General features: G+C 39.9%; 16 protein-coding genes and 1 pseudogene. 7 read left to right on the top strand and 10 right to left on the bottom strand.

Features of this window, described 5'->3' with window-relative positions; all coding sequences use genetic code 11:
- Nucleotides 1-11: 11 nt before the first annotated feature.
- From RFW85_RS06360 to RFW85_RS06385, 6 genes and pseudogenes are all read right to left on the bottom strand, one after another.
- Nucleotides 12-281: pseudogene (locus RFW85_RS06360) on the bottom strand (putrescine/spermidine ABC transporter); the annotation flags it as partial.
- A gap of 186 nt (nt 282-467) precedes the next feature.
- Nucleotides 468-1,175 carry a cache domain-containing protein gene (locus tag RFW85_RS06365; RefSeq protein ID WP_130118685.1) on the bottom strand — a complete coding sequence of 236 codons (708 nt, stop codon included), beginning with the start codon at nt 1,173-1,175 and terminating at the stop codon, nt 468-470.
- 65 nt (nt 1,176-1,240) lie between these two features.
- Nucleotides 1,241-1,960, bottom strand: coding sequence for a FadR/GntR family transcriptional regulator (locus tag RFW85_RS06370; RefSeq protein ID WP_046813644.1), 720 nt, complete (start codon nt 1,958-1,960; stop codon nt 1,241-1,243).
- Between the two features lie 55 nt (nt 1,961-2,015).
- Nucleotides 2,016-2,786, bottom strand: a complete 771-nt coding sequence (locus RFW85_RS06375; RefSeq protein WP_032037932.1) for a nuclear transport factor 2 family protein — start codon at nt 2,784-2,786, stop codon at nt 2,016-2,018.
- Nucleotides 2,787-2,814: 28 nt separating this feature from the next.
- The gene (locus RFW85_RS06380; RefSeq protein ID WP_170249408.1) at nt 2,815-4,245 is read right to left on the bottom strand and encodes a gamma-aminobutyraldehyde dehydrogenase; all 1,431 of its coding nucleotides are present in this window, start codon (nt 4,243-4,245) and stop codon (nt 2,815-2,817) included.
- A gap of 328 nt (nt 4,246-4,573) precedes the next feature.
- Nucleotides 4,574-4,996 (bottom strand): Lrp/AsnC family transcriptional regulator, encoded by a 423-nt coding sequence (locus RFW85_RS06385; RefSeq protein ID WP_002001056.1) that lies wholly within the window; start codon nt 4,994-4,996, stop codon nt 4,574-4,576.
- Between the two features lie 135 nt (nt 4,997-5,131).
- Here RFW85_RS06385 and RFW85_RS06390 point away from each other — a divergent pair, with 135 nt between their 5' ends.
- The 3 genes from RFW85_RS06390 to RFW85_RS06400 all read left to right on the top strand — a co-directional run bounded on the left by RFW85_RS06390 (nt 5,132) and on the right by RFW85_RS06400 (nt 9,321).
- Nucleotides 5,132-6,367: an aspartate aminotransferase family protein gene (locus RFW85_RS06390; protein ID WP_309171256.1), complete on the top strand. Its 1,236-nt coding sequence runs from the start codon at nt 5,132-5,134 to the stop codon at nt 6,365-6,367.
- The gene (gene astA / locus RFW85_RS06395) at nt 6,364-7,458 is read left to right on the top strand and encodes an arginine N-succinyltransferase (RefSeq protein ID WP_170249404.1); all 1,095 of its coding nucleotides are present in this window, start codon (nt 6,364-6,366) and stop codon (nt 7,456-7,458) included. Before RFW85_RS06390 ends, astA begins: the two co-directional genes overlap by 4 nt.
- 399 nt (nt 7,459-7,857) lie before the next feature.
- Nucleotides 7,858-9,321 carry an amino acid permease gene (locus RFW85_RS06400; protein ID WP_309171257.1) on the top strand — a complete coding sequence of 488 codons (1,464 nt, stop codon included), beginning with the start codon at nt 7,858-7,860 and terminating at the stop codon, nt 9,319-9,321.
- An 82-nt stretch (nt 9,322-9,403) separates the two neighbouring features.
- On the opposite strand, the gene RFW85_RS06405 is transcribed toward RFW85_RS06400, so the two are convergent.
- Nucleotides 9,404-10,864, bottom strand: coding sequence for a coniferyl aldehyde dehydrogenase (locus RFW85_RS06405; protein WP_309171258.1), 1,461 nt, complete (start codon nt 10,862-10,864; stop codon nt 9,404-9,406).
- A 129-nt stretch (nt 10,865-10,993) separates the two neighbouring features.
- On the opposite strand from RFW85_RS06405, the gene RFW85_RS06410 reads away from it, so the two are divergent.
- The gene (locus RFW85_RS06410; protein ID WP_309171259.1) at nt 10,994-12,064 is read left to right on the top strand and encodes an AraC family transcriptional regulator; all 1,071 of its coding nucleotides are present in this window, start codon (nt 10,994-10,996) and stop codon (nt 12,062-12,064) included.
- 15 nt (nt 12,065-12,079) lie between these two features.
- On the opposite strand, the gene RFW85_RS06415 is transcribed toward RFW85_RS06410, so the two are convergent.
- The 3 genes from RFW85_RS06415 to RFW85_RS06425 all read right to left on the bottom strand — a co-directional run bounded on the left by RFW85_RS06415 (nt 12,080) and on the right by RFW85_RS06425 (nt 16,077).
- Nucleotides 12,080-12,976, bottom strand: coding sequence for a DMT family transporter (locus RFW85_RS06415; protein WP_170249396.1), 897 nt, complete (start codon nt 12,974-12,976; stop codon nt 12,080-12,082).
- Nucleotides 12,977-13,100: 124 nt separating this feature from the next.
- Nucleotides 13,101-14,648: a galactarate dehydratase gene (gene garD, locus RFW85_RS06420; RefSeq protein WP_170249394.1), complete on the bottom strand. Its 1,548-nt coding sequence runs from the start codon at nt 14,646-14,648 to the stop codon at nt 13,101-13,103.
- Between the two features lie 70 nt (nt 14,649-14,718).
- Nucleotides 14,719-16,077: an MFS transporter gene (locus tag RFW85_RS06425; RefSeq protein WP_047480210.1), complete on the bottom strand. Its 1,359-nt coding sequence runs from the start codon at nt 16,075-16,077 to the stop codon at nt 14,719-14,721.
- A 284-nt stretch (nt 16,078-16,361) separates the two neighbouring features.
- Here RFW85_RS06425 and gudD point away from each other — a divergent pair, with 284 nt between their 5' ends.
- The 3 genes from gudD (at nt 16,362) to RFW85_RS06440 (ending at nt 20,386) form a co-directional block, all read left to right on the top strand.
- The gene (gudD, locus tag RFW85_RS06430; RefSeq protein WP_170249392.1) at nt 16,362-17,696 is read left to right on the top strand and encodes a glucarate dehydratase; all 1,335 of its coding nucleotides are present in this window, start codon (nt 16,362-16,364) and stop codon (nt 17,694-17,696) included.
- 162 nt (nt 17,697-17,858) lie between these two features.
- Nucleotides 17,859-18,770, top strand: coding sequence for a 5-dehydro-4-deoxyglucarate dehydratase (gene kdgD / locus RFW85_RS06435; protein ID WP_170249390.1), 912 nt, complete (start codon nt 17,859-17,861; stop codon nt 18,768-18,770).
- 29 nt (nt 18,771-18,799) lie between these two features.
- Nucleotides 18,800-20,386 carry an aldehyde dehydrogenase (NADP(+)) gene (locus RFW85_RS06440; protein ID WP_170249388.1) on the top strand — a complete coding sequence of 529 codons (1,587 nt, stop codon included), beginning with the start codon at nt 18,800-18,802 and terminating at the stop codon, nt 20,384-20,386.
- Nucleotides 20,387-20,522: the final 136 nt, after the last annotated feature.

Here is a 20,522-nt window from a genome sequence, read left to right on the forward strand (position 1 = left end):
CACAAAATTTAGAACAGTCCCCTTTTAGGCCCTAAACTTTCAGCAGTATAGCTATATGCTGAACCTGATTTTTCTGAATTTTGACTAAATCTTGCATAGCTCCAAGCGGTGAGTAGCATGGCACCAAGTGCGAGCAAATATGCCAGTGGTACGTGTCCATTGGTAATTCCAGAAACAATACCGAAGGTATCAAATACCGTCATAGGGGTCATGTAGGCAATACCAATAATCGTGACTTGCCAAAGAGACAGTTTTTTTAAGGAAGACGTTTTATTTTCCATGTCATTTCAACCTCAAATTCGTTGTTTTGCTTTTCATCCGGAAAAGCGATGCTATTTTTGAGCCAAAACTTCCCCTAGACCTGAATAAACAAGTCTGTTTGGAGAAACTTTGAACAAAAGCTAGGGGCTGTTTCGCTTTAGTGATGCCCTAAAGCAAGATCAGATATTTATATTTTCGGCTTCACTCTAGATCACGACCAGTTGAAAAGATTGACACGGTCGTGAGAGAACCTGCTCATGGCTTTGGTCTTTAAATAATGTGCCTGTTCTGATGGTGATGTCATTTGAAGTAATCACTCGAGAAGAGTCGTTAATCACAATTGCTTTTTGCTTAATATTCTTGAGCTTCGGCATAAGAAGTTTTTCGAGTGCGGAAACTAAAATATCGGTAGCAATTACACCGATAAATTGATCACGAATCATGACCGGATGGGCAAGGGTGATGGTGTATGCGCCATTGCAAATATAGTCGACATAGGGTCCATGGATGCACGGACTTTTGTTTTGAGCAGGCTTATGGAACCATTCGAAAGAGCGAAAATCTAAAAATCGCTGAGCATTTTGATAGTTTTCAAGTTTGGCTTGCTGTAACTGATCTTCTTTTTTATACCACCATTCGAGTGTCCAATAATCCTGTTCTTCTTGCGTTGCAGGACTATAACTTGCAAAACCAATACCTTGACTGTAATGGCTTTCCTGTAATGCCTTTTTAATTTCCTTTTGCAAAGCTGTGCGTTCTGAACCTGAAAGCTTAACGTCTTTTGTTTTTTCAGGTTCATGTTTTGAAAGAATTTTGCTCGCTTTAGTTGCCAGCTTTTCTGTAATGGCTGTCGTTTCTTCAACCACCGTCTTTAACAAATTTTGAAGCTCTTCTATATCTAAATGTTGGGTCATTCCTATAACTCCTAAAATTCCGTATTTCTCACTCGATATTTGATAAGCGCTCTGTTTTATTATTTTTATTCGATAGATAACTTATATCGAAGCATTTGGTCTGTTAGCATCGAAATGATTTTTCGCGCTTGAATAACAGCATCATCTTCATTGCCTTGAACAAAAGATGATAAAAGTTGGTGGTGTTGAGCGACGACCAGTTGATGAAATTGATCATCTTGATAAAGCACTGCGATGAGCGGCGCCCATTCGGCTTGTATAGTTAACTCTTGATTTGCCAAGCGAGCTGATTGAGCAAAAGAGGTGAGTGTGAGCAAGCAACGTAAATCAAGTTGGGCACGAGTGTCTGCTTCAACGGCCTGTTCAAATTGATCGATAAGTTCTTTGATTTTGCCCAGCTCATATTCAGTGGTTCTTTGTGCTGCCAAATATGCAGCATGACTTAAAATTGCACTATGAAACTCGCCTAAATCAGCTAGATATTCATTGGAAGCTTGACGCAGAGGGTGCTTGTTTAAGAGTAAATCGGAAGGTAACTCGCAAACAAAGCTTCCGCCGTTTCGCCCACGTCGTGTATCAATCAAACCTTTTACGCGTAAAGTATTTAAAGCTTCACGAACTGTAATGGGTGACACTCCCATTAAGCGAGCTAAATCCGCTTCGTTAGGAAGCTGTTCATTGCTTTTGAGCAATCCAGAGATAATTGCATTTTCCAAGCGTTCTACAACTTGTTCCGATCGAGTTGCCTGAGCGATAGGTGCAAAAATTATCGTATATGCTGACATGGCGAATTCTCTAAAAGCTAAGTCCGAGACTTAGCTTAATGAAACGGATAAATGGTTAAAACACGCCATATTGATGGACTGCCTGTTCATCTTCAGGCACAGCTGGTATTGCATCCCAAAGTTCAACAATTTTGCCATTATCTACACGCCATAATTCAAAATAGGCATGTCGATTTCCAGCAATACTTCCTTCGGAATGTGTCAAGACAAATTGACCATCAGCAATGGAGCGGTGAGTTTTGGAGTATACCAAACCTTGTCCTTCATTACGGATATTGTTCAAAAAATCAATCACTGCCTTAACACCATCGCCAATATCTGGGCTATGTTGAATGAACTGATCGTTGTGAGTGTATTCTTTAAATGCTTCGTAGTTGCCATCAATTAATGACTTCTTAAAGAACGAGGTCACAATCTCACGATTTTTCTCTGGATCATGATGAGTGACGATTTCTGTTGGACCATCTAATTGTGTTCTACCACTCACATTCGGAGCTGCTTCTGCTACCAGTCCATCCCAATGTTCCACAATTTTGCCGTCTTTCACTCGGTAAATATCAAAACCAACTAACGGGTTTTCATCTAATCCTTGAAAGCGGCCATGAATTGCAACCAAGTCACCATCTGCCAATACACGTACAGCTTCATGTTGCATGTCAGGACAGTCTTCTACCAATTGGCGAAGGCCTGAAATGCCATTTGCAACGAGTGGTGAGTGCTCTATAAAGTCTTCAGAAAAATAACGGTCCAGAGCAGTGGTGTCGTGCAAATTAAAGAGTTCGTGATGGGCTTTAGTCACCAAGTCTTTCATTTCTTGTTTATTCATTTTGATTTCCTTTCAAAACTCATTGTTATTATTCATTTGAACTCATTACATGTTTAACGCGGGTATATTCTTCAAAACCGTAGCCAGATAAATCTTTACCATAACCTGACTTTTTGAAGCCGCCGTGTGGCATTTCTGCGGTTAAAGGAATATGGGTGTTAATCCAAACTGTACCGAAATCGAGTTCACGAGACAGACGAGTTGCGCGGGCATGGTCTTTGGTCCAAACACTTGAAGCTAAGCCATATTCAACATCGTTGGCTTTTTCAATCGCATCATTTTCATCTGTAAATTTTTGAACGGTAATCACTGGTCCAAAAATTTCATTTTGAATTGCTTCGTCGTGTTGTTTTAAGCCACTAATAACCGTCGGTTCAAAATAGAAGCCTGGACGGTCTGCCTGTTTCCCGCCCGTTTCAACTTTAGCGTGAGCAGGTAAGTTGTCGATAAAGGCTTTAACATTTTTCAATTGGTTGGCATTGTTAAGTGGGCCATAAAGTGCGTCTTGATCATCTGGATCACCAAAACGGGTATTTTTTGCAGCTTCAACAAGTTTAGCTAAAAACTCATCATGAACTGCTTCAGACACAATTACACGTGTTGCCGCAGTACAGTCTTGGCCTGCGTTGAAATAGCCCGTTAATGCAATCATTTCAACTGCTTTATCGAGGTCGGCATCTTCAAAAACCACTACAGGTGCTTTACCACCAAGCTCAAGATGAGCTTTTGCTAAATTTGCCGCAGCAGAAGCAGCAACTTGTAATCCGGCGCGAACTGAACCTGTAATCGAAACAAGTGCAGGGGTTTTATGTGATACAACTTTTGAACCGACCTGAGCTTGGCCTAACACCACGTTAAATGCACCTTTAGGGAAAAATGGTGCAGCAATTTCTGCCAGTAAAAGCGTACTTTCAGGCGTAGTATCACTTGGTTTAAGCACTACTGTGTTGCCTGCGGCTAAAGCTGGAGCAATTTTCCAAACAGCCATCATGAGTGGATAGTTCCAAGGTGTAACTTGACCAACCACACCAACTGGTTCGCGGCGAATTGAAGAGGTTAAACCTTCTAAATATTCACCTGAAGCAGTGCCATTGAGTAGGCGAGCAGCACCTGCAAAGAAACGAACCTGATCTGCTGATGCACCCACTTCTTCCGATGCAATTAAGTGTTTTAACTGACCCGTATTACGACTTTGAGCCTCAATTAAACGCTCCGCATTTGCTTCAATAGCATCTGCCAAGTTGAGTAATGCTTTTTGACGAGTCGAAGGTGTACTGCGTCCCCAAATTTTAAATGCTTCTTTTGCAGCAGCATAAGCTGCATCAACTTCTGCCTCGGTTGCATTCGGTGATTGCGCATAAACTTCACCGGTCACTGGGCTTACCAAGTCGAAATAATCATTTCCTTTGCTAGCAATATATTCGCCGTTAATAAAGTGTTGTAGTTGAGTTTTAGCCATTTTTTATACCTTGTCCTTAGGTTTTAACATATAACATATAATACTATATGTATTATGTTTTAAATTTTCTGTCAAATGCTTTGATGAAGGGAGTAAGTGAAAAAAGTTGGAATTTAAATCAAATTGGATTTTAAGTTTTTGATTTGATTGTTTAAAAAATATTAAAAATTTATTGAAGATTTTTAGGAGAGGTTGATTGTCGTACTAGTTCAGTAGATTTGATGAAAGACAATTGAATAATTTGCTAATCGAGAGCAGCTTGAGGAGCCAAGATTCATACTTAGCTCATCAATTTTTTGATCTTATGATTTGAAATTAAAGTGAATGATTAGGTTTTATGACTCGCAAGCAGAATGCTAGTTTCACTGTTATAAATACCTGAAATATTCCTGATTCTTTCTAAAACTTTATCGAAGTTTTCTAAGGTGTCAGAGCGTAGCTCAACCAAAATGTCCCATTTGCCATTGGTTTTATGCAAACATTCCACGGCACTTTCTAGGCGTAATTCTTTAATCACAGACTGTGCTTTAGTGCCTTCGACCATAATGCTCATCCATGCACGGATGACGTTGCGTTCAGCATTCGGTTTAAAACGAACCGTATATCCGGTAATAATGCCCGAAGACTCAAGATACTCCATTCTCTTCTTAATAGTTGCTCTTGAAACGTGAACTTTTTCGGCTAATTCAGTAACAGACATCCGTGCGTTATCTTTAAGTAAACCTAAAATAATTTGATCAATGTTATCCATATTGTAATTGTCAATTATCAAATTGGTAAAAAATAATTCATTTTTGACTGAATTACAAATTTTGTGAATCAATTTGATTTTGAATAATAGGGTCATCAGTTAAGCCTAATAATTCAATTTAATGGACTAGATAAAATGAATAATTTTGCAGTTTCTCGTGATGACTTTAATGAGTGGATGGTTCCAGTTTTTGCACCGGCAAATTTCATTCCGGTACGTGGCGAAGGTTCACGTATTTGGGATCAAGAAAATAAAGAATATATCGATTTTGCAGGCGGGATTGCAGTAAACGCATTAGGTCATGCACATCCAGTGGCAGTGAATGCTTTAACAGAACAAGCAACAAAACTTTGGCATGTAGGCAACGGTTATACAAATGAACCCGTTCTACGCCTTGCAAAACAACTCACCGAAAATACATTTGCAGATAAAGTATTCTTCTGTAACTCAGGTGCAGAAGCGAACGAAGCTGCACTCAAGCTAGCTCGTAAAGTTGGGCTAGACAGTGGTGTAGCTGGTAAAAGCGATATCGTTGCATTTAACAATGCTTTCCACGGCCGTACCTTATTTACCGTTTCAGCGGGTGGTCAACCTAAATATTCACAAGACTTTGCACCACTTCCAAATGGCATTAATCACGTTGCCTTTAATGATTTAGAAGCTGCCAAAGCAGTCATTAATGAGCAAACTTGTGCCGTGATTGTTGAGCCGATCCAAGGTGAAGGCGGCGTTATTCCTGCTGACATCGAATTTTTAAAGGGTTTACGTGCACTGTGTGATGAGTTTGGTGCCTTACTTATTTTTGATGAAGTACAAACCGGTGTTGGCCGTACAGGTGCACTGTATGCTTACATGAACTCTGGTGTTATTCCAGATGTGTTAACGACTGCAAAAGCACTAGGTGGTGGTTTCCCAGTAGGAGCAATGCTAACAACCGATAAGTTTGCTCCGCATTTTTCAGTCGGTACACATGGTACGACTTATGGTGGTAACCCGTTAGCGAGTGCGGTTGCAGGAGCAGTATTTGAGTTTATTAATACACCTGAAGTGCTGAATGGCGTTAAAGAGCGTCATGACTACTATAAAAACGCTTTAAATCAATTAAATGAAAAATATGAAGTCTTTAAAACGATTCGCGGTGAAGGCTTATTGATTGGTTGTGCATTAAAAGATGAATTCGCTGGTAAAGCAAAAGATATTAATAATCTTGCGGGTGAAGAAGGTTTATTGAGTTTAATTGCTAGTCCAAACGTTGTACGTTTTACACCGTCTTTGATTATTCCATTTGCTGATATTGATGAAGGTCTAAAACGCTTTGAACGTGCGCTTGCTCGCTTTGTAGAAATGCAAAAGGATGAACAAGCAGCATGATGATTATTCGTTACATTGAACCTAAAGATGTTAATGACCTTTACCTGTTGGCGCAAAAAGCAGGTTTTGGTTTGACATCTTTGCAGCCAAATATGGAAAAGTTGGCTGCACGTATTGAACGGGCCTGTAAAACCGTAGCAGGTGAACTTCCAAAAGCAGATCAAGTTTACTTATTTGTTTTAGAAGATACTGAACTCAACAAAGTTGTCGGTGTTTGCGGAATTGAAGTTGCACTTGGTTTAAAAGAACCTTGGTATAACTTTCATGTAGGAACCCAAGTTCATGCATCTGAACCCTTAAGTGTTTATAACGCTTTACCTACTTTATATTTGAGTAATGACCATACCAACTGTAGTGAGCTTTGTACTTTATTTTTAGATCCTGACTATCGCTTAAATAAAAATGGCAAATTTTTATCTAAAGTCCGTTTCTTATTTCTCTCAGCATTCCGTCAATATTTTGAAGAAACGATTGTTGCTGAAATGCGTGGATACTCTGATGCAAATGGACAGTCACCATTTTGGAATGCGGTAGGTCATAAGTTTTTTAATATTGAATTTACCAAGGCCGATTATTTAAGTGGAGTTGGGCAAAAGGCTTTTATTGCTGAGCTGATGCCGAGACATCCACTCTATGTCGATATGTTGCCTGATGATGCGAAAGCTGCGATTGGCATTGTTCACCCAAATACTCGACCAGCCTACAACCTCTTGCTTGAAGAGGGACTACGCTACAAAGGCTATGTCGATATTTTTGATGGCGGTGCGACGCTACAAGCAGATATCGAAAATTTACGGGCAATTAAAGAAAGTCAGACTGTAGCGGTACAAATTGAACAACCTGAAAATATCGCTGTAGGTGATGAAGCTTACATTGTAGCCAATGATGACTATGAAAATTATCGCGCCATTCTTGTGTATAGCAAACCGCACCAAAATATATTGCAGTTAACAAAAGAGCAGGCAAACCAATTGAATGTTGAAAATGGCTCTTTAGTTCGGGTGCTAAGTGTTCAAGTTAAACAAATTTCGAATCCAGAAGTGGTCAATAAACTCAAAGCGACTGAACATTTTCGAATGGCTGTTAATTAAGCGGAAATTACTACACATTTCACCAAATTTAAGAAGGAATAATATATTATCGCTAGCGCAAGATGGGTATATGGATAAATACAATCTTGCTCGCTGAGCTGGAATTAATTAGCCTGTTTTTCTATATAAAAGGTAAATCAATAAAATATTTAATTAACTTATATATTTTAAATATTTATTGAAAATATATTGAGAAGAGCGGGCTAATATAATAACGAAGGAAAGGAATGATGAATAATTTTTATTGTTATAGGTGATAGCTTTTTAAAAGGAATTTATAAGGTCTTAAGTGATTTAATAATATCTTTAGAATGGTTTAATGGACTAAATTAATAATCATATAATTTATTTATTATTAAAGCATTTACGACGGTTGCTATAAATTGGAGTAAATATTACATGAGTAAGAATAACGGAAAGCAGTTCCTGGAAGGAGATCTTCTTGGTAGTCAACATATGACTGAGCAAGAAGAAGAGAAATTGCAGCGCTCACTGACAAATCGTCATATTCAGATGATCGCAATCGGTGGTGCAATTGGTACTGGATTATTTATGGGTTCCGGGAAAACATTAAGTGTTTCGGGTACTTCAATTGTTTTAACCTATTTAATTATTGGTTTCTTCTTTTTCTTCGTGATGCGGGCAATGGGTGAATTGTTGCTTGCCAACACGAATTTTAAAACCTTCGCCGATTTTGCAACAGCTTATCTTGGTCCGTGGGCGGGGTTTTTCCTTGGTTGGTCCTACTGGTGTAACTGGATTATTACTGCAATTGCCGATGTGATTGTAATCGGAGGGTACATGCAGTTTTGGTATCCTGAGTTACCCGTTTGGATTCCTGCATTTACTTCATTGGCGATCTTAACCATACTCAACTTTGTGGCCGTTCGATTGTTCGGTGAACTTGAGTTTTGGTTTTCACTTATCAAAATTACTGCAATTATTCTATTTATTCTGGCTGGTATTTATTTAATTGGGACCGGGTTTACTTCTCCAAATGGGGTTAAGGCCTCAATGAGCCATTTGTTTGAAACACAATCTATGTTTCCTTATGGTGTAACAGGTTTCTTAGCAGGCTTCCAAATTGCCATATTTGCGTTTGTGGGTATTGAACTGGTGGGTACAACTGCTGCTGAAACCAAAGACCCGCATAAATCACTTCCAAAAGCGATTAACTCTATTCCTTTACGAATTTTATTATTCTACGTAGGCGCATTGGTTTGTATTATTGCGGTCACATCTTGGGCAAAAGTTTCACCAGAAAAAAGTCCATTTGTAGAAATGTTTACATTGGTGGGTTTACCAATTGCGGCGGGTTTAATCAACTTTGTTGTTGCGACTTCGGCTTTATCTTCAGCAAACAGTGGAATCTTTGCAACCAGTCGTATGTTATACGGTCTAGCATTAGATAATGATGCGCCTAAAAGCTTTAGTAAGCTGTCAAAAAGAAAAGTTCCAATTCGCGGACTCGTATTTTCAATGGCGTGTGTAACGATTGGAACATCTATTTTATTTATTGTTCCCAATGTCATGACAGCATTTACAATTATCTCAGCGCTTACTTCAATTTTATGTATTTTTACGTTTATGTTGATTGTGCTTTCATATATTTATTATCGTAAGAAAAGCCCTGAACTACACATCCAGTCAAAATATAAAATGCCGGGTGGGTTATTTATGGCTTGGATGACCATGTTGTTTTTAGTGTTTACTATCGTAATTTTGGCTTTGGACCATGATACTTTAATTGCACTGGAGTGCTCACCAATCTGGTTTATTGGTTTATTTATTGCCTATAAATATAAAAAGAAAAAGATGTTGCAGCTTGATATCTTAAAAGCACAGAAGGTTGATTATATTTAAATAAATTTTAGTGATTTTATTAGAAATCTTATTATTTAAAACCCAATAAAAAAGCCTCATTACGAGGCTTTTTTTATATTCTTTATTTAATATTCGGATCGCCTTTTTTCAAGAAAAAGCGAAGCGCTAACTTTTGTAAAAATGTTCCATAAGGAGGGTGGAAAAGCTGAGTTGGGAAGAACCGATGGCGAATAAAAACCGTTTTAGCATGTGAAAGTTCACGGAAACCTTCTTCACCATGATATGACCCCATGCCCGAGTTGCCGATACCACCAAAAGGAGCATCATGGTTAACTACATGCCAACCCCAATCGTTGATGGTCACACCGCCCGAATGAGTTTCACGTAAAATACGATCACGTTCTACGGAACTATGCGTAAAGAAATAAAGCGCTAAAGGTCGTTCGTCCGATTTCACATAGGTAATCGCATCATCTAAAGAATCATAAGCCACCACAGGTAAAATAGGGCCAAAGAGTTCTTCTTTCATAATGCGCATATCTGGCGTGCAATTCAGCACAATCTGTACAGGCATCCTGCGACCTTGTTGGTCAAAGCTGTAAGTGTCACAAGGAACAATACGTGCACCTTTTTCTTGTGCATCGGTCAAAATATCTTGAATACGTTTTAAATGACGGTCATTTACAATCGATGTGTAATTCTCATTGTTTGTGATGTTTTGACCAAACATTTTTATAAAGCTTGATTTCGCTGCATCCACAAACTCATCAATACTTTCTTTTGGAACCAACGCATAGTCAGGCGCTACACAGATTTGACCACTATTAGTTGCTTTGCCATGGGTAATACGTTTTGCTGCATCGGCAAGTGGATAATTACGGCTCACAATGGCCGGTGATTTGCCACCTAACTCAAGTGTAACAGGTGTTAGATTTTCAGCAGCAGCTCGCATGACGACTTTGCCAATGGTAGGAGAACCTGTAAATACAATATGGTTAAATGGCAAAGAGGTAAATCTTGCTGGGTCTGTAATTTCTTCACCAAACACGGCCACTTCATCTTCATTAAAAACTTCGGCAAGCATGCGTCGAAGCATGGCATTAGTATTCGGTGTAATTTCAGGCAGCTTAATCATGACTCGGTTGCCTGCAGCTAAGGCGGCAATGAGGGGGCCAAGTGCTAAATAAACCGGGAAATTCCAAGGCACAATCACACCAACCACACCTTTCGGTTGGTATTGCACACTTAAACGGTTTGATAAAAATAAAAGCTCGGTACGCCGTTTACTTGGACGCATCCAGCGGCGTAAATAATGAATGGCATGATCGGCTTCCAACACAGAGCCAAGCAAATCTAGTAGTTTAGATTCATCAAATGATCTAGAACTAAAATCGGAATTAATCGCAGCAGCTAAAGCATCTTGATAACGGATAATTTGTTTTTTGAGTTGATGCAGTTTGGTGCGGCGTGCTTCAAGGCTTGGGTAAGGATCTGCCTCAAAATTGGCACGTTGTTTGGAAAAAATAAGTTCCATATGTTCAGTGGCAGAGCCGCTATATTCTTTTAAGGTAGACTGTTCCATTATTATTCCTTCCATACTTTTGCTTATCATACTTTATGCTTGAAGCGTTGTATGGTCGATGTTAAATTGAGACAACAAGAGGTAGTTTAGTGCCATTATGCATGTCACTCTAGGGATGGTGTGAATTAAATGCCTAATAATGTTTATAAAAATACAAATGCGGTTATCGAAGGAAATTATGATAATACATCCTTAGGTGCCAATACATATTTGCTAGGTTTGACCAGTTTATTTGATGAAATGGGTTCGCAAGACCATTCAATATCAAATGTTCTATCTGGCACAAATATTTCACCAGATGCGATGAATCAATCCTCTTTATATATTTCCCAAGTCCAAAAAATTCAGCTATTTCAAAATATTCAAAAGCTATCTCATGATCCCTTGATCGGACTACGCGCAGGGCAAAAGCAGCGGTTGTCTGATTTTGGGGTATATGGCTATGCGTTATATTCCTCACGTAATTTTAGACAAGCAGTCGAGCTTGGCATTCGACACATTAAGCTTGCAGGGCCTATTTTAAAGAAGTCTTTTTATATTCGAGATGATGTTGCCGTTTTTGAAGGGCAGGATATTATTGCTCTTGGTAAGCTTCTGCCTTTAGTGTGCGAGTTTGGGTTTAGCTCAATGCAAACCTTGATTGAACGGGTGCTTGAAGGGCCGTTCCAAGCGAAGAAGCTTTTGTTGCCCTATCCAGCGCCTGACTATGCAGAAGAATATGAAAAAGTTTTTCATTGTCCTGTTCAGTTTAATGCTGGGGTGATGCAATGGCACTTTGATTTAAAATGGCTCGATGTGCCTTGCCCAAATGCCAACCCGATTACTGCGGACATGTGTAAGTCGTTTTGTGAGCGGATGTTGGGTGCTGCTGAACTTGAAGAGCCTGAGCTGGTGAAAACGATTCGTTTAATATTATTGGATGGAACGGGGCTTTTTCCATCGGCTCAAGAAATGGCTGAACGCTTACATATTTCAAAACGGACTTTACATCGGCGCTTGGCAGGTTTTAGTCTGACTTATCAAGAGTTATTAGATGAAACTCGGCGTCGTCTTGCGGATGAATATTTGCGAGGAACAACTTTAACCGTAGATGAAATTGCTGAGAGAATCGGCTTTTCAGACACCTCTAATTTTAGAAAAGCCTACCGTCATTGGACAGGCATTTCACCAAATGAGTATCGAATACAGTACCTAAATTAGAATCAGCGTTGTCTGCTACTTAAATCGAGAAAGTAACTTTTTCTGCAAAAATGGATTACAGAGCAAAATCGCAAATAAAATAATAAATATGCCGATAATGCTGAATAGATCCGGTAATTCATGCCAAAAAACAAATCCCCAAATTCCTGCAAAAATAATAGCAATGTAATTCATTGGGCCAATTTGTCCTGCCGGTGCTAAGCTGTAGGCATAAGACATAAACAGTTGACTAATATTAGCTAAAAGTCCTGCGGCAATGAGGAGTGCTAGTTCATGCCAAGTGAAAATACGCCAATGCCAGAACATTGGAATAGAGGAAATTAAACTACCAAAAACACAGAAGTAAAAAACGATACGTTCAGGCGGCTCTGTACTGGTTAAAGCCCTTACGGTGACAAAGGCCATTGCTGATAAAAAGCATGCACCCAAGCCAATAAATGATAGTGCGTTAAATAGACCTTGATCGGGTTTAGCGACAAATAAAACCCCAATGAGCCCAATCACAGCGGCAAAAATAATCGATTTGGTAATTTTTTCTTTTAAGAAAAGCCATGCAATCAGTGGAATAAAGATAGGAGATGAATAACTAAAAACCATGGCGTTCGATAGTTTTAAGTTCGCAATGGCATAGAAAAAACCATACATGGCGGCTAGGCCGACAATACTTCGCCACGTATGCATCCAGAGTTTATCGGTTTTAATAAAATCTAGCCCCTGTTTAAAGAGCATCGGAATAAAAATAAATAAACCTACAGCATTTCTAAAAAATACGACGGTCGCATTGTCTACCGTTTCTGAAGCAAAACGAATGCACACTCCCATAATGGAAAATAATAATGCTGATGTCATAAGACAAAGCAGTGCTTTTCCAAGTTGAGTTGAGGGGAGATTTGAAGCAGTCTGATTTTGCATAGAGAAATGAGTTTTTGGTTTTCGATGTTATTTTAGCAGCGCTGTTATGTTTTAGTGAAATGTGTCGTAATTAATATGGGAAATAAGAAAGATGAGGTGATATAACCTCATCTTATAAACCTTATTAGGTCACGGGTGCTGGGTTAAATACAGCGAGTGAGTTATGAATACCCCAACGGTCCGACCACGTTTGCTGCTCACCACTAGCCACTTGTAAAATCAGTTCAAAAAGTTCCCAGCCCACGTCTTCAATGGTTTTCTTCCCAATAGCTATATCGCCGGCACTGATATCAATCAGGTCATACCAACGGTTTGCAATATTGTTTCGGCTTGCCATTTTAATAACCGGCACAGCTGCCAGCCCATAAGGTGTACCGCGGCCTGTGGTAAAGACTTGGACCGTAATTCCAGATGCCATTTGCTGCGTACCACAGATAAAGTCACTTGATGGCGTTGCTGCAAAAATTAATCCTTTTTTAGTCGGTCTTTGACCCGGTGCGAGAACTTCTACAATCGGTGAGCGGCCCGATTTGGCGATCGATCCCATCGCTTTTTCTACAATGTTATTTAGTCCACCTTTTTTATTACCCGGTGTGGTATTGGCACTTCGGTCTACTTGGCCTGCTGCTAAGTAGTCATCGTACCATTTCATTTCTCGAATTAGATCTTTGGCAACTTGTTCATTTACTGCGCGTGGAGTAAGTAGGTGAATGCCATCGCGGACTTCTGTAACTTCCGAAAACATGACGGTGCCGCCACATTGCACAATTAGGTCAGCTGCGAAACCAACGGCAGGGTTAGAGGTGACTCCCGAAAATGCATCACTCCCACCACATTGCATGCCTACAACTAAATTAGAAGCTGGAACTTTTTCTCGAGTACGTTGATTAAGCTTTTCAAGGTGTTGTTCTGCCACGGTTAAAATATGGTTCACCATACTTTCAAAACCGTTGTGGCGTTCATCTTGCAACTGAATAATATCTTCGTTTGCTAGGGGAATATATTTGTTTTCTTTGGGAATATTTAAAAGTCGTTCGGGTTGCATTTTTTCGCAGCCCAGACTTATAACCATAATTTCTCCACCAAAATTAGGGTTGAGTGCAAGGTTATGTATGGTACGAATAGGAACAATTGCAGCGGGTGCATCAATTGCTACACCACAACCATATAAATGGTTTAATCCAACTACTCCATCTACATTTGGATATTTAGGAAGTAAATCGCGCTCAATAATTTTAACGACATAATCGACAATACCCTCTACACAGTTAACACTGGTCGTAATACCTAAAATATTCTTTGTGCCGACGCTACCATCCTTATTTTTATAACCTTTAAATGTATATCCGCTCAAGGCTGGAAGGTTTGGATCAGGACGAGTTGCTAACTCAAGATCATCTAGCTCAGGTGCCTCAGGCATTTGGGTAACGGCTTCATTTACCCATGAACCCGCGGGTAAATCTTTATTGGCATAGCCAATAATCTCCCCATAACGAACAATTGCTTCACCTTGCTTTAATGACTCTAATAAAACTTTATGTCCCTGTGGCACATGATCAACCAAAATAAGTTGGTATTCCTCAATAGGTGTAGAAGGTGGTAAACCGCCGTCATTCACTACAATGGCTACATTATCAAGAGGACTAATTTTTATGAGGAGAGGCTTCAGCATGATCGTTCCTTGTATACATTTGAAGAGAGGTCATAACGCTTAAGTTAGTTAAGCGTTATGACTTAAAGTTCTAAGAGGTAGGTTTTAATTCGAAGCGCTGAATTTTGCCGACAATAACCGTATAGCAAATGACAGCTGCGATGGCATGTACACCAACATAAGTTAATGCAAGGTTGAAAGAGCCTGTACTTGCCAAGATATAGCCGATCACAATTGGGGTCACGATTCCTGCCGTATTACCAAATGCATTCATCATTCCACCTGATAAACCAACCATTTCTTTTGGTGCAACGTCAGACATCACTGCCCAGCCTAAAGAGCCGATTCCTTTACCGAAGAATGATAAGGACATAAAGAATACGATTGCTGCTTGAGAATCGACGTAATTACACATAATGATTGAGGTTGAAACCAAGAAGCCGACTACGATAGGTAGCTTTCTTGAAAAGCTTAAGCTGTAATTCATTCGAATTAACTTATCTGAAATTAAGCCACCTAAAATTCCGCCTACAAAGCCACAGAGTGCTGGTGCAACCGCCGCAAAACCCGCTTCTAAAATGCTGAGATGTCTTTCTTTGACAAGGTAAACAGGGAACCAAGTCAAGAAAAAATAGGTCAGTGTATTTACACAATATTGGCCAATAAAAATACCGAGCATCATACGTGAAGCAAGAAGTTGTTTAACTTTACTCCAAGTAATTTTCTCTTTTTTAGCGTTTTGGCTGTTTTCGCCCATATCCAGTAAAGCACCTTCTGAAGCAATGTATTTGACCTCTTCAGGATTTACTGTTGGATGATTCGTCGGGCTATAAATGACCTTGAGCCAGATAAAGGAAAGAATGATTCCTAAACCACCCATGACCCAGAAAATAGACTGCCAATGGACGGTTGCAACAAGCCAGCCCATGAGGGGAGCGAAAAGTACGGTCGAGAAGTAAGAGGATGAGTTGAAAATGGCAGCTGCAGTACCACGTTCTTTGGTTGGAAACCATGCAGCAGCAATTTTACTGTTACCCGGAAAAGCAGGTGACTCAGACAAACCGACTAAAAATCTGAGTATAAAGAGTGAAGTAATAATGGTCGCAGTATCACCTAAAATGTCGGTAAAACCGATTAAAACAGTGAACAAAGACCACAAAAACAGACTCCAGAAATATACACGGCGAGCACCAAACTTATCGAGTAGCCAACCACCTGGAATTTGACCAATCACATAGGCCCATGCAAAGGCCGAGAAAATATAACCCATGGTGACTGAATCGATTCCCAGCTCATGAGACATTGGCGTTGCAGCCATTGAAAGGGTTGCACGATCACCGTAATTAAAAGCCGTGACCAAAAAAATCATCGCAAGAATGTAGTAGCGAGTTTTTGTATGTTTGGCTCTTTGCTGAGTCACTACAGCAATATTTGTTTGCAGATTATCCATATACAAACTCTTTTAATAATCGACCTATTTGCATATCCGTGAAATAGGTGACGTCATGTCAAATTCATCGATAGAATAGATGAGAAAACGGAATTTTGTATCTACTCTATAGTCCTAGTTCTAAAACCGCGCCTTTAGATGTATGACATCATATGATTAAAAATATTATTTTGACAAGTAGGCTCGAAAAATAATTTTCACATGGATTTATATTGACAAGTTGTCTGATGTCTTATAAGTTTTGGTAATGAAAAAATAGTATCAGAATGCCAAGGAGTATTTTAATGGCGACCTCTACACCTATCGTTAAATCAATTCGAGCAATTCCTGTTGCTGGACATGACAGCATGCTGCTCAATTTGAGTGGTGCTCATGGACCTTATTTCACTCGTAACATACTCATTATCGAAGATAACTCTGGAAATATTGGTGTAGGTGAAATTCCAGGCGGAGAGAAAATTTTAGCGACATTAAATGATGCTAAAGCCTTGGTAGAAGGGCAACCAATTGGCGAATATAAAAATCTACTTAAAAAAATTCAGCAAACTTTTGCTGATCGTGACAGTAGTGGCCGAGGTAATCAAACCTTTGATTTACGTACAACCATTCACGTTGTAACAGCCTATGAGTCAGCATTGCTTGATTTACTTGGTAAGCATTTAAATGTAAATGTTGCAAGTTTACTTGGTGAAGGGCAACAACGCAGTGAAGTTGAAGTATTAGGGTATTTATTCTTTATTGGTGACCGCAAACAGACTTCATTAGACTATGCGACTACACCTCAACATAACCATGATTGGTATAAAGTCCGTCATGAAAAAGCGTTAACACCTGAGGCTGTGCAGCGTTTAGCAGAAGCTTCTTATGACCGTTATGGTTTTAAAGACTTTAAATTAAAAGGTGGTGTATTACAGGGCGAACAAGAAGCCGAAGCTGTTACAGCTATCGCGCGCCGTTTTCCAGAAGCACGTGTGACGCTTGACCCAAACGGAGCATGGTTTTTAGATGAAGCAATTGCTTTGGGTAAACATCTTAAAGGCGTGTTGGCCTATGCAGAAGACCCGTGCGGTGCAGAACAAGGTTATTCAAGCCGTGAAATTATGGCTGAGTTTAAGCGAGCAACGGGGTTACCGACCGCCACGAATATGGTTGCTACTGACTGGCGGGAAATGTCGCATAGTATTCAATTGCAAGCTGTTGATATTCCTTTAGCTGACCCGCATTTCTGGACGTTGGAAGGTTCGGTGCGTGTTTCTCAGTTATGTAAAATGTATAACTTAACGTGGGGATCGCATTCAAATAATCACTTTGATATTTCCCTTGCCATGTTTACTCATGTTGCAGCGGCTGCAGTAGGTAAGGTAACGGCAATTGATACGCACTGGATTTGGCAAGAAGGTACAGATCAACTGACTAAAGCACCGCTTGAAATTAAAGACGGTAAAATTCAGGTACCAACAGCACCGGGACTTGGTGTTGAGCTGGACTGGGACCGAATTAACCAAGCCCATGAACTTTATAAATTAAAAGGTTTAGGAGCTCGTAATGATGCGGATGCGATGCAATTTCTAATTCCTAATTGGACTTTTAATAATAAAAAGCCATGTTTGGTTCGTTAATCTGACTCGATTTGTATTTAAATATTGAATTGATAGCTGTCCTTTGGGGCAGCTTTTTTATTGCTATAAAAAAATTAATTTTAAAAAGAAAAAAGATATTGATTAAAATAAAATTTATGATGTAAGATGTCTGACAACATAAACATGTATGGATATTTTCTAATGGATGCTCTTGAGTTAAAAAACATTGTTTCTGATGGCCTTCTTTCTTTTCCGGTTACTGACTTTGACCAAAATGGGGACTTTAATAAATCTTCTTATGCAAAACGTCTTGAATGGTTAGCACCTTATGGTGCAAGTGCATTATTTGCTGCGGGTGGTACAGGCGAGTTTTTTTCGTTAACTGGCAATGAATATTCTGAAGTAATTAAAACAGCGGTCGATACTTGTAAAGGTAGTGTACCGATTATTGCCGGGGCAGGTGGCCCGACACGTCAGGCGATTGCTCAAGCACAAGAAGCGGAACGTTTAGGGGCACACGGTATTTTGTTAATGCCGCATTACCTAACTGAAGCAAGCCAAGAAGGTTTAATTGAACACGTTAAGCAAGTATGTAACTCAGTAGACTTTGGCGTAATTTTTTATAACCGTAGCGTTTCAAGATTAAATCTCGATTCAATCCAAAAGTTAACTGAGATGTGCCCGAACTTAATCGGTTTTAAAGACAGCTCCGGTCAAATCGATATGATGACGGCCGTGACTCAGACTATGGGTGATCGGTTGTCGTATTTAGGTGGTTTACCAACAGCAGAAGTTTTTGCAGCGCCTTATAAAGCTTTAGGTTGCCCAGTTTACTCGTCAGCTGTGTTTAACTTTATTCCAAAGACTGCTATGGAGTTTTATGACGCACTTCGCAGTGATGACTTTGAAACAACCAATCGTTTGATTAAAGATTTCTTCTTGCCATTGATAAAAATTCGCGACCGTAAATCAGGTTATGCGGTAAGCATGATTAAAGCAGGTGCCAAAATTGTTGGCCACGATGCTGGTCCTGTGCGTCCACCATTAAGTGATTTAACTCAAGCAGACTATGAAGATTTGGCCGCGCTTATTGCGACACTCGGTCCGCAATAATTTAACTGTTTAGGTAGTGGAGCTTTAAAATGAGTAAAAATAACGGTCGGCAGTTTATTAATGGCCAACGCGTTGCTGCAAATGCACCAGCTTTAGAAAGTATAGGTGCAAAAGACTATCAGCCAACAGGTTATGTATTTAGTCAGGCAACACTTGAAGAAGTGGATCAAGCTGCTCAAGCTGCGCATAACGCTTTTTTAGTTTATAGCCAAACGACTCAAGAACAACGTGCATCTTTTCTTGAAGAAATTGCTCGCCAAATTGAAGCATTGGGGGCGAACTTGCAGGAGGTCGCTTCACTTGAAACAGGTTTGCCACTTGCTCGTCTTCAAGGTGAAACAGGTCGGGTTACTGGTCAGCTAAGACTATTTGCTGAACTTTTACGCCGTGGCGATTTTTATGGTGCCCGTATTGATGTGGCATTACCAGAACGTAAGCCTTTGCCTCGTGTTGATTTGCGTCAATATAAAGTTGGTGTAGGACCGGTTGCTGTGTTTGGCGCGAGTAATTTCCCACTTGCATTTTCAACTGCAGGCGGTGATACCGTAGCTGCTTTAGCAGCAGGATGTCCAGTTGTCTTTAAAGCACATTCTGGCCATATGGCGACTGCTGAGCTTGTTGCAGAAGCCATTGAAAAAGCAATCGAAGTTTGCGATATGCCTAAAGGCACATTCAATATGATTTTTGGTGGCCGTATTGGCGCAAACTTGGTAGAACATCCACTGATTCAGGCAGCTGGTTTTACGGGTTCTCTTGAAGGCGGAATGGCGCTTTATAACCTTGCGCAGAGCCGTCCTCAGCCAATTCCATTCTTTGCTGAAATGTCGAGTGTGAACCCAGTAGTGGTTTTATCTGAAGCGCTGAGTTCTCGTGGTGAACAAATTGCTCAGGATACGGTTGCTTCATTCAATATGGGATGTGGTCAGTTCTGTACAAAACCAGGGTTAATTTTAGGCGTACAAGGTCCTGAATTTGAGAGTTTCGTAGCAGCTTTAGCTGAAAGCACGCAAAAAGCTGTGCCTCAGGTTATGTTGAATGAAGGTACTTTAAAAAGTTACCGTCAAGGTATTGATGCTCTAAACAGCGAAGCTGGTTTTGAAGTTATTGCGACAGGTCAAGAGGCCGAGCTAGTTTCTCAAGCAAAAGCACATCTATTTAAAGCGGACCAATCTGTTTTACTGTCAGGCAACCCAAAACTACAACATGAAGTTTTCGGGCCAATGTCGATTGTGATTGGCGTAGAGGATGAAGCGACTTTATTAAAAGGAATAGAAGCTTTAGGTGGACAGCTCACGGCAACGATTATTGGTGATGAAAATGAGTTGTCCGAAGCAGGCGAACTTCTTCATTTGCTAACTGGTAAAGCTGGCCGTGTATTGTTTAACGGTTTCCCGACAGGAGTTGAAGTGTCTGATGCCATGGTGCATGGTGGCCCTTTCCCTGCAACCAGTGATGCACGCGGAACTTCGGTAGGTACGGGAGCAATTGAGCGCTTCTTGCGTCCGGTATGTTTCCAAAATACACCACAAGTTTTATTACCCGATGCATTAAAAGATAATAATCCACTACAGATTACTCGTCTGGTCAATGGGCAGTTAAGTCAGGCTCAACTTTAAAAGTTGTGCAGCTCAATCAACGCTATTGAGCTGCATATTTTTTAACTTATTCAACGCATTATTAAATATCAACAGAAGTACAAGTTGCTTACTTTTTAAATATATGTGAGAGCTTGATAAGGGAGATAAAATATTT

The sequence above is a fragment of the Acinetobacter sp. 12966 genome, from assembly GCF_031196995.1.
In the GTDB taxonomy this organism is placed as follows: Bacteria; Pseudomonadota; Gammaproteobacteria; order Pseudomonadales; family Moraxellaceae; genus Acinetobacter; species Acinetobacter geminorum.

Bases quoted from the DNA above. Each gene is read 5' to 3' on its own strand.
- RFW85_RS06365 (WP_130118685.1), bottom strand. From the start codon at position 1,175: ATGACCCAACATTTAGATATAGAAGAGCTTCAAAATTTGTTAAAGACG.
- RFW85_RS06370 (WP_046813644.1), bottom strand. From the start codon at position 1,960: ATGTCAGCATATACGATAATTTTTGCACCTATCGCTCAGGCAACTCGA.
- RFW85_RS06375 (WP_032037932.1), bottom strand. From the start codon at position 2,786: ATGAATAAACAAGAAATGAAAGACTTGGTGACTAAAGCCCATCACGAA.
- RFW85_RS06380 (WP_170249408.1), bottom strand. From the start codon at position 4,245: ATGGCTAAAACTCAACTACAACACTTTATTAACGGCGAATATATTGCT.
- RFW85_RS06385 (WP_002001056.1), bottom strand. From the start codon at position 4,996: ATGGATAACATTGATCAAATTATTTTAGGTTTACTTAAAGATAACGCA.
- RFW85_RS06390 (WP_309171256.1), top strand. From the start codon at position 5,132: ATGAATAATTTTGCAGTTTCTCGTGATGACTTTAATGAGTGGATGGTT.
- astA (WP_170249404.1), top strand. From the start codon at position 6,364: ATGATGATTATTCGTTACATTGAACCTAAAGATGTTAATGACCTTTAC.
- RFW85_RS06400 (WP_309171257.1), top strand. From the start codon at position 7,858: ATGAGTAAGAATAACGGAAAGCAGTTCCTGGAAGGAGATCTTCTTGGT.
- RFW85_RS06405 (WP_309171258.1), bottom strand. From the start codon at position 10,864: ATGGAACAGTCTACCTTAAAAGAATATAGCGGCTCTGCCACTGAACAT.
- RFW85_RS06410 (WP_309171259.1), top strand. From the start codon at position 10,994: ATGCCTAATAATGTTTATAAAAATACAAATGCGGTTATCGAAGGAAAT.
- RFW85_RS06415 (WP_170249396.1), bottom strand. From the start codon at position 12,976: ATGCAAAATCAGACTGCTTCAAATCTCCCCTCAACTCAACTTGGAAAA.
- garD (WP_170249394.1), bottom strand. From the start codon at position 14,648: ATGCTGAAGCCTCTCCTCATAAAAATTAGTCCTCTTGATAATGTAGCC.
- RFW85_RS06425 (WP_047480210.1), bottom strand. From the start codon at position 16,077: ATGGATAATCTGCAAACAAATATTGCTGTAGTGACTCAGCAAAGAGCC.
- gudD (WP_170249392.1), top strand. From the start codon at position 16,362: ATGGCGACCTCTACACCTATCGTTAAATCAATTCGAGCAATTCCTGTT.
- kdgD (WP_170249390.1), top strand. From the start codon at position 17,859: ATGGATGCTCTTGAGTTAAAAAACATTGTTTCTGATGGCCTTCTTTCT.
- RFW85_RS06440 (WP_170249388.1), top strand. From the start codon at position 18,800: ATGAGTAAAAATAACGGTCGGCAGTTTATTAATGGCCAACGCGTTGCT.